The following is a 14,032-nucleotide window of genomic DNA, read 5'->3' on the forward strand; positions in this document are numbered from 1 at the left end:
ATTGTTTGGACATATATTATCGTAGGATGGATTTCCATGAAAACAATGTAGAAATGTTACCAATATATGGAAAAATGGTATGTATAAAATTGATTCAGATGATGAAAGCAGATGGCAGAATGTATTGGGAACCTTCCAAGGGAAAGTCCCCGAAGAGCGTCAGCGCCTCAGCTCATCAAGCAACTGACAGCAGACCAGATACATTCTCGGGATATGGAACGGCCCTTTATACATGTTGCCCTTCAAGGGAGTGGAAAGGGTTCCGTCGCGATGGAGGTAGCCGTACCACTCACCGAATTCTCGGTCGAGGAAGTGATCTTTGATGTACTGATGCACCGTATCGAATTGGGCAAGGTAGGCATCCTTGCCTGTCATGCTGTAAGCCATGAGGTTGGCAATCGCCGCCTCACACTGCGGCCACCAGAACTTCATGTCGTGCCAGTACTCTGTAGCACTTCGGCCCAAGGCATCGCGGAAGTAGATGATTCCTCCCATCTCGCTGTCCCAACCCTTGGCCCACATCCAATCGAGCATCGTGGTTCCCAGGCTCATCAGTTCAGGATCATTGCTGCGGTAGCGCGCCTCATTGAGGATGAACCATGCACCCTCAATGGCGTGGCCGGGGTTGAGCTGGCGTCCCTCGAAGTGGTCGAGCTGCAGCGAACCGTCAGGATTGCACTGTTCCACCACTATCTGCAGTTCAGGACGGACGAAGTACGTCTTGATCTGCTCAAGATAGCCGTCGATGCGAGCGTTGAAAGCTGCAGCTTGGTCAGGAAGTGCGGCCCTGAGTTCCTGTACGGTATTGAGCAGGATCATGGGGAGCCCGAATCCCAGGGAAGCGGTCTCGAACTTGGGAACCAGGATGCCGGGAGTGGCTAGATACCCTTCCACCTTCAAAAGCAGGTCATACGCCTTTTGGGCATAGTCGGGACGGTTGAAAGCCCTGCTGTAGGCTGCAAAGCCAAGGATGGCGAAGGTCTCGCTGAAGACATAGCGGATACGCTTGATCACCGGCCTGCCTTCCTTGCTGACACGAAAGTACATCCGTCCGTCCGACGGATCGAAACAGTTGGCTTCGATGAAAGAGACCAACGAGTCGCAGGCACTCTTATACTCGCTGTTCTTCTCCACCTGCCGATACGCTGTGGCATAGGTCCACAAGGCCCTTCCCTGAAACCAGACCGATTTGTCGGTATCGAGAATTGAACCGTCGCGGTCCAGAGCTGTATACATGCCGCCATGCACCCGATCCAAGCCATAGCGAAGCCAGAATGGAAGAATGTTGTCCACCAGCATATGCCGGTATTCCTGGTACAACAGGTCAGATGTTTGTTTCATTGCATACCCTCACATACGAGCCATCTTACTCCAATTACGCTGGTGCGTCACCGATTTTCCACCCTTGATTCCCCCACTCTCGTATGGCATGATGCTTTGCATGCACACGAAACAAAGCTTGCTCGTTGATTTGAAAGCCCTCGGACTCGACCCTGAAGGAACCACCCTTGCACATTTTTCCTACAAGAGTTTAGGAGAGGTGGAGGGCGGAGCGCAAACCGTAGTCGATGCGATGGTCGAGTATATGCATGACGGTTTGATGGTGTTCCCCACCCATACGTGGGCGAATGTGACCGAGGACCAACCCTACTACAGTGTGAATGAGACCGAGGTCTGCATCGGAATCATTCCCGAGCTGGCCCGAAAGACCCCGAATGGTATACGCTCGGCACACCCGACCCATTCGGTGGTCGCCTTCGGCAAGGATGCAAAAATCTCCACAGAGGGAGACCACTTGTATACCACTCCCTGCCCTCGTGAAGGAGCATGGGGCAGGTTGCTGGACCGCAATGCCACCATATTGCTGGTGGGGGTCGGCTTGAACCGGGACACCTTCATCCACGGGGTGGAAGAGTGGCTGGACATACCCAACCGGATCAATGAGAAGAAGCGCATGCTCTTCATCCGCCTCAGTGACGGGACGCTCGTTCCCCGTCCGAACAGCGGACACCTTGGCCATGGAGCGGAAAACTTTCCCCGGGTGGAAGAGTACCTGAGGGAGCAAGGCATCCTCAAGGAAGGCCGACTGGGCGACGCAAGGGTGCTCTATCACCAGACCAAGCCCTTAACGCAGGCACTGAATGAGTTGCTTGCAAAGGATCCCGACTTATTCGGTGAACGCTGAGCTCTCTGCGATGACCAGATGCAAAGGAGTAAGCGTATCAAGCTGCTCCAACGAATCCTTCTGCAGAAGATGTGACAGGTACTCAACAGCAAGCGAACCAAGCTCCAACCGTTGGTTTGACCATCGCGTCCAATGCTCATGGCCTCCCATCCAATCGTCTTCCAGCACCGCTCCCCACAAGTCGCTTCCCACCTTGAGGCTTTTACGCTCCATAAGCCGTTCGAAAGGCTCAAGCAGGAACAGGCGGTCGAAAACGACGACCTTGTTCTGTTCGATGACTTCGAAATCCTTTTCAGAAATTTTATTTCGCTCATCGGCTTGTACAATCAACACTTCCAGACCATGGGCTTGGGCAGCTTCCATCAAGAATCGACGCTTGTCCTTGCGGGGTTCTCGCTCCTGCTCCTGCGACTCCACATAGACAAAGCAATGGTTCGGGCATACACCGCTCAGATGATCGACCATCTGGCAAATCACCTTCTGATAATCGAAGGTGACCCAGTGGGTCGAAACATCGGCGACCTCTCGCCGCCCGACGAATACCAAGGGATAGTTGGCTTTCACCAACCGCTCGATGCCCTTGTCGTCACGGTTCACACCCATCATGACAGCCCCGTCGGCCAACACGATCCGGCTTGAGTTCTCCTCGGTGGGTCGGTTGTTGAGAATCAGGATGTCGTAGCCCAGCTTCTCTGCGGTTTCCTGGATGCCGACGAAAAAGCGGTAGTACTCATTCTCAGACTCAACCGGGAAAATCTGTTCGTAGGTGAATACGGCGATCAGGGAGTTGGTACCGTTCTTCAGCTTGCGGGCGGCCATGTTGGGGACATACCCAAGGCTTGCAGCACACTCCAGGATTTTCTCCTTTGTCTTCTGTGCCACCCGGATGCTCTTGCCGTCCTTGCCGTTGAGTACTGCAGATACCGAAGCATAGGAGACTTTCGCCTCCCTTGCCACATCCTGCAAGGTTACCCGCTTGAACTCTTTCATCCTATATATGCTCCTGCCTTACGAAGTGTAGCATGGAGAGCCTCGATATCAAGGTGAAAAAGATCGGTTTTGGTTTTGATTGCCACCGCTGCTGCGGTTCCCGCGCCTTGTCCGATGGCCCCGGCCGACGGGCTGACGCGCAGGCTCGCATGGGCGGCGAATTCACAACTGATGTTCCTGCCGGCTGCCAGAACATTGGGAATTTGCTCATTGAGCAGGCATCTGAGCGGTATGGTATAGTAGCCGCCTTCGCGAAGGAAAGTCGAATCGGTGTCGGCCCCGACTGGGGAGTGTATGTCGATCGGATACCCGCAGGCCGAGATTGCATCCTCAAAGATGGTCTCATTCAGCAAATCCTGGGCTGTAATCCGATAAGCACCCTTGAGACGACGCGAACTTCGCACCCCTATCCTGGGGCCGCTAGAGATCATCCGTGCCTGCTCAAAGCCGGGAATATGGGTCTTCAAAAAGCCATACAGCTCCCAGACCTGACGCCTTCCTTCCAGCTCGGCTTCGGTAAGCTCAAGCGGTTTGACCGGGTTCTTGCCCAGCACCCGGGTCATATTCACGATCACCTCGTTGGAGGCATTGGTCTCAAAACAGAGCACGATGTCACGGTCGAAGGTAATCTCACCCTTCTCGATGCCTTCGAGCATGATTTGCTGGAAGCCGGAGAAAGAGAGCCGGCTTGCTTGATGTTGCAAGCCTGCTTTGGGCTTCAGGAAGGGGAAAAGCTCTACATTGCTGTCCATAAGATTGCGAATGACCTGAAGATCCACATCCACCAGCTTGAAGTTCATGGTAAGCGGCTGGTCTTTTCCATCGGTCTCCCTTCCTAGCTCGAAGGGAATACCTGCCATGGCAATCAGGTCTGCATCACCTGATGCATCGATGAAGTAGGTACCCTGTACCGCAAAGAGATTGCCTGCACACAAGCAGGTGATCGAGCGAAGAAGGTCTCTTTCCACCTTTGCTTCCACCAAGGTTGTGTGATAGAGCAATTGCACCCCGGCCTCAAGGCACATCAACTCAAGTTCCCGTTTCATGCCCTCGGTGTCAAAAGGGGTGACTGTATAGGTATAGCCGGTTGAGTCTGCAATGTGTCCGACCGACAAGCCTTTTTTTACCAATCGCTGGATCATCTCATCGACCAGGCCGCGCACGACCTGTATCTTTCCGGCATGGAAGGTCATCATAGGTCCGGTCCCGCAGGCGGTCAGGCTTCCTCCAAGGTAGCCCTCCTCCTCGATGAGCAGGACGCATAGGCCTTCACGGCCGGCGGCAATGGCCGCCATGGAGCCGGCGATTCCGCCTCCGACAACAACCAAATCGTACTGGGTATGGGTAATGCTTTGCATAGTTGACTCCTTCTATTTCAGTCCAGAGTTGACCATGGCATCGGAAACCTTCTGCTGGAAAACCAGATAGACAACCATGATCGGCAGGATGGAAAGAGTGGTCGCCGCCAGTTGCAGATGCCATTGGGGGAGACCGTAGGTATCGTTGAAATTCGTCAGCGACAGCGGGAGGGTGAATTTCTCCAGCGAGCTGAGAAATACCAGTGGTTCCAGGTATGTGTTCCAGACAGCGATGAATGCCAGGATGGCCACCGAGCTGAGCACGGGAACCGCGACCGGCAGCATGATGCGGATGAAAATCCCCAGAGGATTGAGTCCGTCGATGCGGGCGGCTTCCTCAAGCTCATTCGGTACGGTCACATAAAACTGACGGAGCATGAAGGTGGAGAAAGCTCCCTGACTGCCGAAGATCGCCAGCAGAATCAAGGGTGTCAGGGTGTCGTGCGCCCCCCAGCTGCGCATTTGAAAGAACAGGGGAATGATGGTGACCTCGATAGGCATCATCAAGGCTGTGAGCAACAACAGAAACGCTGCATTTCGGAAGGGAAAGTGCATGCGGGCAAAGGCATAGCCTGCCAAGGCAGACAGCAGCACATTGCCGAAGGTTCCCAGCAGAGCCACAACCAGCGTATTGGCATAGTGCCGGGCAAAGGGCTGGACGGTGAATATGTCCCGATAGTTGGAAAACGCCCATGAGGTGGGCAGTAGTTTGGGAGCTCCGAAAATCTCGGCACTCACATTGAGCGAATTCACCACCATCCACCAGAATGGATAGACAAAGAGGACGGTCAGAAGGACCAGCAAGAGCCAGTAAGGGACCTGTTTCAGGTATGTGCTAGTTTTCATAGTAGGAGATCCTCTTGCGGGTGAACCATTGGATGGCGGTCAAGAGCAGTACGATCAAGAAGAGGACTACAGCCAAAGCTGAGGCAAAGCCGGTGTCGAACATCCGAAAGGCTTGGTGATAGATATAGTACACCATGACCATGGTCGACCCTTCAGGTCCTCCATCGGTCATGAGTTTGATGGTGTCGAAGACGCGCATCGAGCCGATGATGGTGACAATGGTGACCATCATGACGGTGGGCATCAACAATGGCAGCTTGATCTTGAAGAACAGGGTGAAGCGCTTTGCCCCGTCGATGCGGGCGGCTTCGATGACATCGCCTGGCATGTTCAGTACCGCTCCCATGAAGATCAGCACGTTCATGCCTAGGTTTTTCATCACCCGGGTGACAATGACACTTCCCATGGCCCACCCCTTTTCGAACAACCAGTTCGGTCCGGTAATACCGAAGAGGGAGAGAAAGGCGTTGACAGGGCCTGCGTCCCCGCCCTGCAACAGGTACTTCCATACAATCGCCCAGGCAACGCCTGAAGTCACCACCGGAAGGAAGATGATTCCCCTGACAAAGCGCGTCCCGGTCCTGCCCCCACCGAGGTAGAGGGCAAGCAGGAGGCTGAATACCAAATTGAGGGGGACGACCCCGGCGCTGAAGATCAGGGTGTTGACCAATGACTTGGTGAACAGTGGATCTTGAGCAAGCAGGCGAAAATTCTCAAGTCCGATGAACAGACTGGTGCCGAACAAGAGGTTCTTCTCCTGCATGCTGTACAGAAAGACCGAGACCAACGGAAACAGGACGAAGATGATAAAGCCTGCCATCTGCGGGGCGATGAACGCCCAGCCGATGATCGCTTCTCTTCGATGGCTCGCTTTCAGGGTTTCTATCCTCATTCGTCCCCTCTCCTTTCGAGACAGTTATTTCGTGTACTTTGCGTAGATGACAGCAACTTCATCAAGGATGGCCTTGACGTTTGCATTCGCATTCCACAGCTTGTCAAAGACCATCTTCGACTCAACCTCGATCTGAGGGTACTTCACATGGCTGGGAAGGACACGACCGCTCTTGATCGAGTCGGCGACTGCTCTCTGCATCTGCTCTTTGGTCACACTCTTGTTGGAGGTGAGGAAGGCTTCAGACTCGAGCACGGATTTGCGGGCAGGAGGCCAGATGCCGGCCATGGCTGCAACCGAGCTCTTGTTGGTCATATAGCCGACCAGCTCACATGCCAAAGCTACGTTTTTGCCTTTGGAGTTTGCACCAATGGCAGCTTGTCCGATCACCGGAGATTCTCCCTTGGGTCCTGCGGGCATCGGAGCAAGCCCCCAAGCAAAGGAGGCCTCATTGAGCTTCGATACGCGGGAGATTTGACCGACAGTCATCGCAGCATTGCCTGCAAAGAAATCGCTCTGGTTTCCCGGAGGTACTACCGAGGCATCCTTGTATACCATTGTGTGGAAAAGGGTTACCGCTGCCACCGACTCTGCGCTGTTGATCAACACCTTGCCGTCATCGGTCCAGAAGTCGCCGCCGTAGGAGCGGACCATCGGGGCGAGGTTGTGCAGAATGCGGGCATCATAACCCTGGCCGTCAACGGTCTGAAATCCCCAAACACCTGTCTTGTCCTTGATCGTCTTGCTCGCGGTTCTGAAGGTATCCCAGTTCCAGGTACCCTCGGCGGCATATTGTTCGGGAGTCTTCAAGCCGGCCTTGGCAAAAAGATCCTTGTTGTACAGGATGAAGAACGGGGAAGTCGAAAAGGGAATGGCGTAGACATCGCCGCCCTTGCTCCACAGCTCAAGCGCATCGGCTGAGATGTCCTGTGGGTCGTAGGCTTTCATGCCGTCGTTGAGCTTGGCAAGCAGACCGCTCTGAATGAAAGCCGGGGCTGCGGTTTCCAGAACCCAAAACAGGTCAGGCCCGCTGGAGCCTTGCAGCTCGAGGGAGAGCTTGGTGTTGTATTCTGCAAACGGAATCGATTCAAAGGTTGCCTTGATCTCGATGCCCTTCTCCTTGGCAAAGCCCTGAACAAAAGAATCAAGCAGTGCAATCTGGTCGGGGTTGCTCGTCCAGGTTGCGATGGTCATCGCTACGGGCCCTGCAGGTGCTTTAGTCTCGGCGGCTCCCTGTGAAAATGCCATCGGCATACTGATCACAAGAACGAGCAACAGGGCGAGGGCACGGACTACTCCCTTGGTGTGTTTCAAGTTCATACATTCCTCCTTAATTGTTTGATTAATCATTTAATCAGTGTCTATATCGTATATCGAGACGAGATATCCGTCAACAAAAAAATGGGATTCCAAAGAACCGGTAACGGTTGTCGGTTCATCACACCACAATATCGTTGGGATGTCAGACCTATCGCTTGGTTCTGAACACCAGATGCGGCATCGCGATGCCGCGATACTTCTTGACGAATCTGCCGCTCACAAGCATGCCGTTGCGGATGGCCACATTCATGGAAGCAATGTTCGTGTCACGGATGATCGAATAGACTTGTTCTACATCCAGCACGCTAAAGGCGTACTCTTTGCAGGCCTTGGCCGCCTCTGTTGCAAACCCCATTCCCCAGTACTGCCTGTTGAACTGGTACCCTATTTCAAGCACATCGGTCTCCCCGATTGTCTGCCAAGTCAAACCCGTCATCCCAATCATAACTCCTGTTTCACGTAAGATGACAGCCCACAGGCCGAATCCGTCCTGTTTGTACCGAAGAAGGTTCTTGTCCAGCCATGCTTGTGTCTCTGCATCACTGAAGGGCTCCTCATACGCGTACATGACTTTGGGGTCCTGCAATATTGCTGCAAGAGAGGGATAGTCATCCTGATTCAGTTCCCTAAGAAACAACCTGGATGTCTCGATTACACATTTCACGACAGCATGACCAGACTCACGGCCATTACCACCATGCCGGCGATGACACCGGTGATGGCAACGTGGTGTTCGCCATACTCTTCGGCGGTGGGCAAGAGTTCATCGAGGGAGATGTAGACCATAATGCCGGCAACTGCGGCAAAGACAAAACCGAAAGTAACGTCGTTGAACCAGCGTCTGAGCAAGAAGTAGCCGATGAAGGCTCCCACCGGTTCGGCAAGCCCTGAGAGCAAGCTGAGCCAGAAGGCTTTCTTGCGGCTCTTGGTGGCGTAGTAGATGGGAACGGAGACGGCTACGCCTTCGGGGATATTGTGGATGGCGATGGCCACTGCAATACTGATACCCAGCTGTGGCTCACTGAGGGCTGCCATGAAGGTGGCCAAGCCTTCAGGAAAGTTGTGGATGGCGATGGCCAAGGCACTGAAGAAGCCCATCCGCATGAGTTTTTGGTCATTGTTGTCGACATAGGGCTTGGCTTGTGAACCATGATCCTGGATTTCATGGGGGTTTTCGTAGTCGGGGATGATCTTGTCGATGATGGCAATAATGGCAATGCCGGCGAAAAAGGCGACGGTGGTCAAGGCATAACCGGGTTTTGCTCCCAGGGCGCCTTCCAGCGATTCTCTCGCTTTCACAAAAATCTCAATCATAGCGACATATATCATGACGCCTGCGGAGAATCCAAGAGCGGCAGCAAGGAACCTCGGATTGAATTTCTTGGAGAAGAAACCCATCACCGAGCCTACGCCGGTGCCAAGGCCTGCAAACACCGTCAACCCAAAGGCAACAAGCAGCGTTGAGACGTCGAATTCATACATGGCACGCATCTCCCGATGACTCTACCCTATCATGCTCCAGCCAAGTGGGGCAACTGTCTTTTGTAGATTCCCTTTGCAACTGGAGAACCCTATGCAATGAAGAAATACTGATCCTTAGTCAGATAGGAGGACTCTATGGAAAAGAACCAGAACGAGAAGCTCTCAAAACCCAAGATTGCAATCCTGGCCACGTTTGCCTTGGTGTTGCTCTTCATCTTCACCTTCGGGTGCTACGGCTGCAGCTACCAACCTGTCTTTGAGGAGCCTACGATCGAAGAGGCAATCGATGTAGTCTCCCGTCTTGCAGGTAATCGATGGGAGATCGACGATACCGAGGGAATTCCGGCTCTACCGGAGTTGTTCGGCCTCTGTCTGAAGGAAATCTCGTTCGGTAGTGCCGTTGTACAGGCCAGTGAGCTTGAGATGACCCTGACGGCAACCAATCGAGCCGTTCTATTCGGAAGACTTGTTTTTAACGAGGATGGAGGCTTTGCAATGTACTATGAGGGGGATGTGTTGCCGATTACCATCAGCTACTCACAAAGCCGCGATGGAAACAGTGAAATGGTCACCTTGGTCGGACAGGAGAGCAACACCCATTGTTACTACTTGAAAAGATAAGCGTTTATGGCGATATTACCCTTAGAGGGACAACAAACCCCGCATAAAGGATAGTAGCCTATGATACGATATACACCACATGGTACGACGCTGCTCAGAGAGGAGCCCACCGTAGTCACCACCCCGTTCCTGCTTGATATGCTCGATTCAGCTTTGATCGAGAACATCCAGCGGGGCAATATTGAAGCCGCTTACGGCGTGCTGGATCTAAGCATACATCTGGCACTGACGCTTGAGGGAAACACCCTCACCGAAGCAGAGGGAAGAAGAATCCTGCTGAAGGTGAAGAAGGCGATGGACAAGGGTAATATCGCCGGTGCAAAACAGCACATGGTGGAGTTTGCCCTGCGATAAGAGCTGCAAGATGTTCAAGTTGGGTCTTTCGCTCAGGCGAGAGACCCTTTTTCATGCTTGCTACCTCCCTATGCTGTAGTACTCCACCCCGGCTTCGAGCATGGCCCTTGGGTTGAAGAGGTTCCTCCCGTCATAGACGAGAGCAGTACGCATGAGCTGTTTGAACACCGATGGAGAGAGACTGCGTATCTCAGGCCAATCGGTGAAGATGAAGCAGACCTGGGCTCCGGTTAGCGCTTGCTCAACCGTTGATGCATACTGCATATCAAATTGGTATTGGCGCTTGCAGTTCTCCTCTGCCACGGGATCGAAGGCCGTGATCAAAGCACCCTGATTCAACAACAAGGGGATATTGTAGATGGAGGGAGACTCCCTGAGGTCATCGGTGCCTGCCTTGAAGGCAAGACCCAGGACGGCCACCTTGATGCCGTTGAAGGTGATCATGCGGTTGCAGGCCTTGCGGTAGAGCTTGTAGCGCTGCTCGTTGTTGACTTCCACAGCCGCCCCAACCGTCCTGAGATTATAGCCGTACTGGGTTGCCAGATACTGCAGGGCCTTGGTGTCCTTGGGAAAGCAACTGCCGCCATAGCCGATGCCGGCCTTCAAGAAACGAGAGCCGATACGCTCGTCATAGGACATGCCCAGCGCCACATCCTCGATGTTTGCACCAACGAGTTCACACAGGTTCGCCAAATCGTTCATATAGGAGATTTTCAGCGCAAGAAAGTCATTGGCTGCATACTTGGTCATTTCTGCACTGCGTCGACTGACGGCAACCACAGGCAATTTGAACGGTGCATACAGCTCTCGGAGTATTCCTTCTGCATGCTTGTCCTCCACCCCGATGACGATGCGCTGAGCGTGCATCATGTCATGTACTGCGGATCCTTGGGCAAGGAACTCAGGGTTTGAGGCAACTTCGATACGGACCGGATGGACCAACGAGTCCTTGATGAACTGCTCGACCTTGTCGTTGGTTCCCACCGGAACGGTGGACTTTACGACGACCAGGCAGTCGCGCTCGATATTCTCGGCAATCTGGCGGGCAACCGAAGCTACATAGCTGAGGTTCGCCGAGCCATCGGGAAGTTCGGGCGTCCCTACTCCGATGAAGATCACATCGGGGCTTTTATACGCCTCTTGGTAATTGGTGGTAAACCGCAGAAGACCTTTCGCCAAGCCTTCCTGCAGATACTCTTCCAAATCAGACTCATAGATGGGACTGATGCCCTTGTTCAGCATCGCCACCTTCTTCTCATCGATATCCACACAGGTTACGTGGTGCCCCACCTTGGCAAAGCACACGCCTGCCACCAATCCTACATAGCCGGTTCCCGCAATGGTCAAATGCATGACGAATCCCCCCAAACTCCCTAGATTGTCCCATAGCTTGGGCTTCTCCGCAACACCTTCCAGAAGTATCAAGGCTATCTTTGAGAGTGAATCAATACATGCTTCACCCCTTCAGTTTCAATCAACGTGAGATACGACTGAAATAACGGCTTAAGAGATTCATGCGCCTTACCGGCAAGCCCGATGATGTCGAAGAATGGTTTCACATCAACGTCCAGCAGGGAAACGGCATCAATAAGCGCCTTAGAAGCTTGGTCATCCACCAACGATTCTTTTTGGTGTAAGAAATGGGCCCAGAAAGCGAGCGCACAGACCATTGCCTTGTAAGGCAGGCCTCTTTCCAAAGCAATCTTGAGTGCCGGAACCAGCGCATTGGCAAATTTCTTGGATCCGTCCTGGGCAAGACGCAGCAGCGTGTCGCTGCAGTAGGGATTGGAGAAGCGTTCAATCAACCGATCCTTGTATACCTCAAAGTCGTAGCCTGGGATGGGAAGCAGGGTTTCTCCCACTTCACGCATGTAGCAATCCCGGATGAACGAGTGCAGCAGTGGATCAGAAAGGGCTTCGTCCACAAAGGTGTAGCCCAACAGGAGTGCCGGATATGCCAAGGCAGAGTGGCTGCCGTTGAGCAGCCTGATTTTCATCGTCTCAAATGCCTCGACATCCTTGGTCACCAAGGCACCCGCCTTCTCAAACGGAGGGAGTCCTTCCAACCCTTCCGGCTCGATCACCCACTGCAGAAAGTGCTCGCTGACCACCAGCCAATCATCCCGAAGACCATACTCCCGTTCTACAAACTGAATGTCCTCAGCCTTGGTGTTCGGGGTAATCCTATCCACCATGGACAAGGGAAATGCAACATACTGCTCTATCCAAGGCACTACCGAGGGGAAGACACGGTCACAGTATTGGAGAATACACCGTTTCAACACCTGTCCGTTGGAAGGTATGTTGTCGCACGATGCGATGGTGAGTTTCTCCTTGGTTTGCAGACACCGTTCAGAGAGGGCAAGTGCAAGATATCCCACCGCCGATTGGGGATCTCGAGGATCAAGCAGGTCGTGCTGCAGATGGGGATGCTGCCAGTCAAGCGACTGCGTTTGATTGTCATAGCAATACCCTTTTTCCGTAATGGTGAGGGTGATGAGCTGTGTCTGCGGCCGTTTCATCAAATCGATTGCTTTTCGCTTGTCCTCCCACCCCTTGGTGTAGCCAAGGATGCAGCCGATGACCGTCATTTCCCGGTTTCCCTCGGGATCCTTGCTGCAGAGGGTGTACAGGTAGTCCTGCTTTTCAGCGACCTCGGCGGTATGGGATGGAACAAGGTCGATTTCCTCGATCCCCCAGTTTGTCACTCCCTGCTCCAAAAGCTGGTGCAAGTAGTAACAAAAGTGTGAGCGATGAAAGTGCCCGAGGCCCAAGTGTACAATGTGCGGCTGTAGAGCTGTTCGATCATATGAGGGAACCTTGATTCGAGCATCCAAGGAATGAAGATTAGTATTGCCAAGCATGGTGTTTTCACCTCCGCCCTTCAGCCTACCACCTTCCTTGGATTTTGCAACGAAGAGTATCAACAAATCTGTGGTATAGTTTTTCTGGAGGGTTCCATGCAGAATATCAAGGTAGCGAGCGTTCAGTTTCAGCATAAGGCGGGGGACAAACCGGCAAACCTGAAGACCATCACATATTTTGTAGAGCAAGCAGCAAAAGAGCAGGTCAAACTCATTGTCTTTCCTGAGATGTGCATCACCGGCTACTGGCATGTGCGCAATCTCAGCAAAGATAAGATCATCAACCTTGCAGAACCAGTTCCATCGGGTTCATCAATTCAATATCTGAAGAGCCTTTCACTCCGATACGGCATGACCATCGGTGCGGGTTTGATCGAGCTTTCCGAAGAAGGCGAGCTCTACAACTCCTATGTCGTAACGCTCAGCGACGGCACTGTCCATACGCACAGGAAGCTTCACACCTTCATCAGCGCCCATATGAAGAGCGGGTCCTCCTATACCGTCTTCGATACTCCAGAGGGAATCAGGTTGGGAGTACTTACCTGCTACGACAACAACATCGTAGAGAATGCCCGCATCACGGCCCTTCTGGGGGCTGAGGTGTTGCTCGCCCCCCATCAGACAGGCGGGTGCAACTCGGCAAGTCCGAAGGGGATGAAACGAATCGATGTAAAACTTTGGGAAGAACGTTCCACAAAAGAAGCAGAGCTCCTCGGTGAGTTCCAAGGTCCGAAAGGACGACAGTGGCTGATGCGCTGGTTACCCTCCCGTGCCCATGACAACGGTATGTTCCTGATCTTCAGCAACGGGGTTGGCAGGGATGACGATGAGGTACGCACTGGCAATGCCATGATCCTCGACCCCTATGGGGAAATCCTTGCAGAGTCCAAAGCTATCGAGCAGGATATGGTCATTGCTGAGTTGGATGCTTCACTGCTTCCCTCAAGCAATGGCAGACGATGGATGAAAGCACGCAGGCCCGAGCTCTATACCCTCCTCTCAGAAAAGACAGGGAAGGAGGAAGATACCAGAACGGTGCGGTTCACGTATGAATGAAAAATTAACCCTTAGCAATGTGAGGAATCAATTCTCTTTCTGATAGAGGCAATTTCAAAATGGT

Annotated in this window: 14 protein-coding genes; 4 read left to right on the top strand and 10 right to left on the bottom strand. The window is 53.1% G+C overall.

What is annotated here, in order from left to right:
- Positions 1-159 precede the first annotated feature (159 nt).
- The gene (locus tag B3K89_RS07075; protein WP_293891930.1) at positions 160-1,341 is read right to left on the bottom strand and encodes an AGE family epimerase/isomerase; all 1,182 of its coding nucleotides are present in this window, start codon (positions 1,339-1,341) and stop codon (positions 160-162) included.
- 100 nt (positions 1,342-1,441) lie between these two features.
- Between B3K89_RS07075 and B3K89_RS07080 the strand changes: the two genes are divergently transcribed.
- A complete protein-coding gene (locus B3K89_RS07080; protein ID WP_293891927.1) occupies positions 1,442-2,185 on the top strand; it encodes an AAC(3) family N-acetyltransferase in 744 nt (247 codons plus the stop codon).
- Here the strand turns inward: B3K89_RS07080 and B3K89_RS07085 are convergent.
- The 7 genes from B3K89_RS07085 to zupT form a co-directional block, all read right to left on the bottom strand.
- Positions 2,168-3,175 (bottom strand): LacI family DNA-binding transcriptional regulator, encoded by a 1,008-nt coding sequence (locus B3K89_RS07085; protein WP_293891924.1) that lies wholly within the window; start codon positions 3,173-3,175, stop codon positions 2,168-2,170. The genes B3K89_RS07080 and B3K89_RS07085 overlap by 18 nt on opposite strands.
- On the bottom strand, positions 3,172-4,533 hold the full coding sequence (locus B3K89_RS07090) for an FAD-dependent oxidoreductase (RefSeq protein ID WP_293891922.1): 1,362 nt from the start codon (positions 4,531-4,533) through the stop codon (positions 3,172-3,174). Before B3K89_RS07090 ends, B3K89_RS07085 begins: the two co-directional genes overlap by 4 nt.
- Before the next feature lie 12 nt (positions 4,534-4,545).
- Positions 4,546-5,379, bottom strand: a complete 834-nt coding sequence (locus B3K89_RS07095) for a carbohydrate ABC transporter permease (protein WP_293891920.1) — start codon at positions 5,377-5,379, stop codon at positions 4,546-4,548.
- Positions 5,369-6,271: a carbohydrate ABC transporter permease gene (locus tag B3K89_RS07100; protein ID WP_293891918.1), complete on the bottom strand. Its 903-nt coding sequence runs from the start codon at positions 6,269-6,271 to the stop codon at positions 5,369-5,371. The genes B3K89_RS07095 and B3K89_RS07100 overlap by 11 nt, the downstream gene beginning before the upstream one ends.
- A 24-nt stretch (positions 6,272-6,295) precedes the next feature.
- On the bottom strand, positions 6,296-7,591 hold the full coding sequence (locus B3K89_RS07105) for an ABC transporter substrate-binding protein (protein ID WP_293891915.1): 1,296 nt from the start codon (positions 7,589-7,591) through the stop codon (positions 6,296-6,298).
- A gap of 148 nt (positions 7,592-7,739) precedes the next feature.
- Entirely contained in the window at positions 7,740-8,255 is a 516-nt protein-coding gene (locus B3K89_RS07110; RefSeq protein WP_345907207.1) for a GNAT family N-acetyltransferase, read from the bottom strand.
- The gene (gene zupT / locus B3K89_RS07115; protein WP_293891909.1) at positions 8,252-9,073 is read right to left on the bottom strand and encodes a zinc transporter ZupT; all 822 of its coding nucleotides are present in this window, start codon (positions 9,071-9,073) and stop codon (positions 8,252-8,254) included. The genes B3K89_RS07110 and zupT overlap by 4 nt, the downstream gene beginning before the upstream one ends.
- A 135-nt stretch (positions 9,074-9,208) precedes the next feature.
- Here zupT and B3K89_RS07120 point away from each other — a divergent pair, with 135 nt between their 5' ends.
- On the top strand, positions 9,209-9,694 hold the full coding sequence (locus B3K89_RS07120; RefSeq protein ID WP_345907208.1) for a hypothetical protein: 486 nt from the start codon (positions 9,209-9,211) through the stop codon (positions 9,692-9,694).
- A 60-nt stretch (positions 9,695-9,754) separates the two neighbouring features.
- The gene (locus tag B3K89_RS07125; protein ID WP_293891904.1) at positions 9,755-10,048 is read left to right on the top strand and encodes a hypothetical protein; all 294 of its coding nucleotides are present in this window, start codon (positions 9,755-9,757) and stop codon (positions 10,046-10,048) included.
- Between the two features lie 60 nt (positions 10,049-10,108).
- Here the strand turns inward: B3K89_RS07125 and B3K89_RS07130 are convergent, their stop codons facing one another.
- Positions 10,109-11,401 carry a UDP-glucose/GDP-mannose dehydrogenase family protein gene (locus B3K89_RS07130; RefSeq protein WP_345907209.1) on the bottom strand — a complete coding sequence of 431 codons (1,293 nt, stop codon included), beginning with the start codon at positions 11,399-11,401 and terminating at the stop codon, positions 10,109-10,111.
- Positions 11,402-11,475: 74 nt separating this feature from the next.
- Positions 11,476-13,047, bottom strand: coding sequence for a mannitol dehydrogenase family protein (locus B3K89_RS07135; protein WP_345907210.1), 1,572 nt, complete (start codon positions 13,045-13,047; stop codon positions 11,476-11,478).
- Between B3K89_RS07135 and B3K89_RS07140 the strand changes: the two genes are divergently transcribed.
- Entirely contained in the window at positions 13,009-13,968 is a 960-nt protein-coding gene (locus B3K89_RS07140; RefSeq protein WP_345907211.1) for a nitrilase family protein, read from the top strand. The genes B3K89_RS07135 and B3K89_RS07140 overlap by 39 nt on opposite strands.
- The last annotated feature ends 64 nt before the right edge of the window (positions 13,969-14,032 follow it).

The organism is Sphaerochaeta sp. UBA5849 (assembly GCA_002432715.1).
In the GTDB taxonomy this organism is placed as follows: domain Bacteria; phylum Spirochaetota; class Spirochaetia; order Sphaerochaetales; family Sphaerochaetaceae; genus Sphaerochaeta.

Bases quoted from the DNA above. Each gene is read 5' to 3' on its own strand.
- B3K89_RS07135 (WP_345907210.1), bottom strand. From the start codon at position 13,047: ATGCTGAAACTGAACGCTCGCTACCTTGATATTCTGCATGGAACCCTC.
- zupT (WP_293891909.1), bottom strand. From the start codon at position 9,073: ATGTATGAATTCGACGTCTCAACGCTGCTTGTTGCCTTTGGGTTGACG.
- B3K89_RS07080 (WP_293891927.1), top strand. From the start codon at position 1,442: ATGCACACGAAACAAAGCTTGCTCGTTGATTTGAAAGCCCTCGGACTC.
- B3K89_RS07085 (WP_293891924.1), bottom strand. From the start codon at position 3,175: ATGAAAGAGTTCAAGCGGGTAACCTTGCAGGATGTGGCAAGGGAGGCG.
- B3K89_RS07105 (WP_293891915.1), bottom strand. From the start codon at position 7,591: ATGAACTTGAAACACACCAAGGGAGTAGTCCGTGCCCTCGCCCTGTTG.
- B3K89_RS07090 (WP_293891922.1), bottom strand. From the start codon at position 4,533: ATGCAAAGCATTACCCATACCCAGTACGATTTGGTTGTTGTCGGAGGC.
- B3K89_RS07140 (WP_345907211.1), top strand. From the start codon at position 13,009: ATGCAGAATATCAAGGTAGCGAGCGTTCAGTTTCAGCATAAGGCGGGG.
- B3K89_RS07100 (WP_293891918.1), bottom strand. From the start codon at position 6,271: ATGAGGATAGAAACCCTGAAAGCGAGCCATCGAAGAGAAGCGATCATC.
- B3K89_RS07095 (WP_293891920.1), bottom strand. From the start codon at position 5,379: ATGAAAACTAGCACATACCTGAAACAGGTCCCTTACTGGCTCTTGCTG.
- B3K89_RS07125 (WP_293891904.1), top strand. From the start codon at position 9,755: ATGATACGATATACACCACATGGTACGACGCTGCTCAGAGAGGAGCCC.
- B3K89_RS07075 (WP_293891930.1), bottom strand. From the start codon at position 1,341: ATGAAACAAACATCTGACCTGTTGTACCAGGAATACCGGCATATGCTG.
- B3K89_RS07120 (WP_345907208.1), top strand. From the start codon at position 9,209: ATGGAAAAGAACCAGAACGAGAAGCTCTCAAAACCCAAGATTGCAATC.
- B3K89_RS07130 (WP_345907209.1), bottom strand. From the start codon at position 11,401: ATGCATTTGACCATTGCGGGAACCGGCTATGTAGGATTGGTGGCAGGC.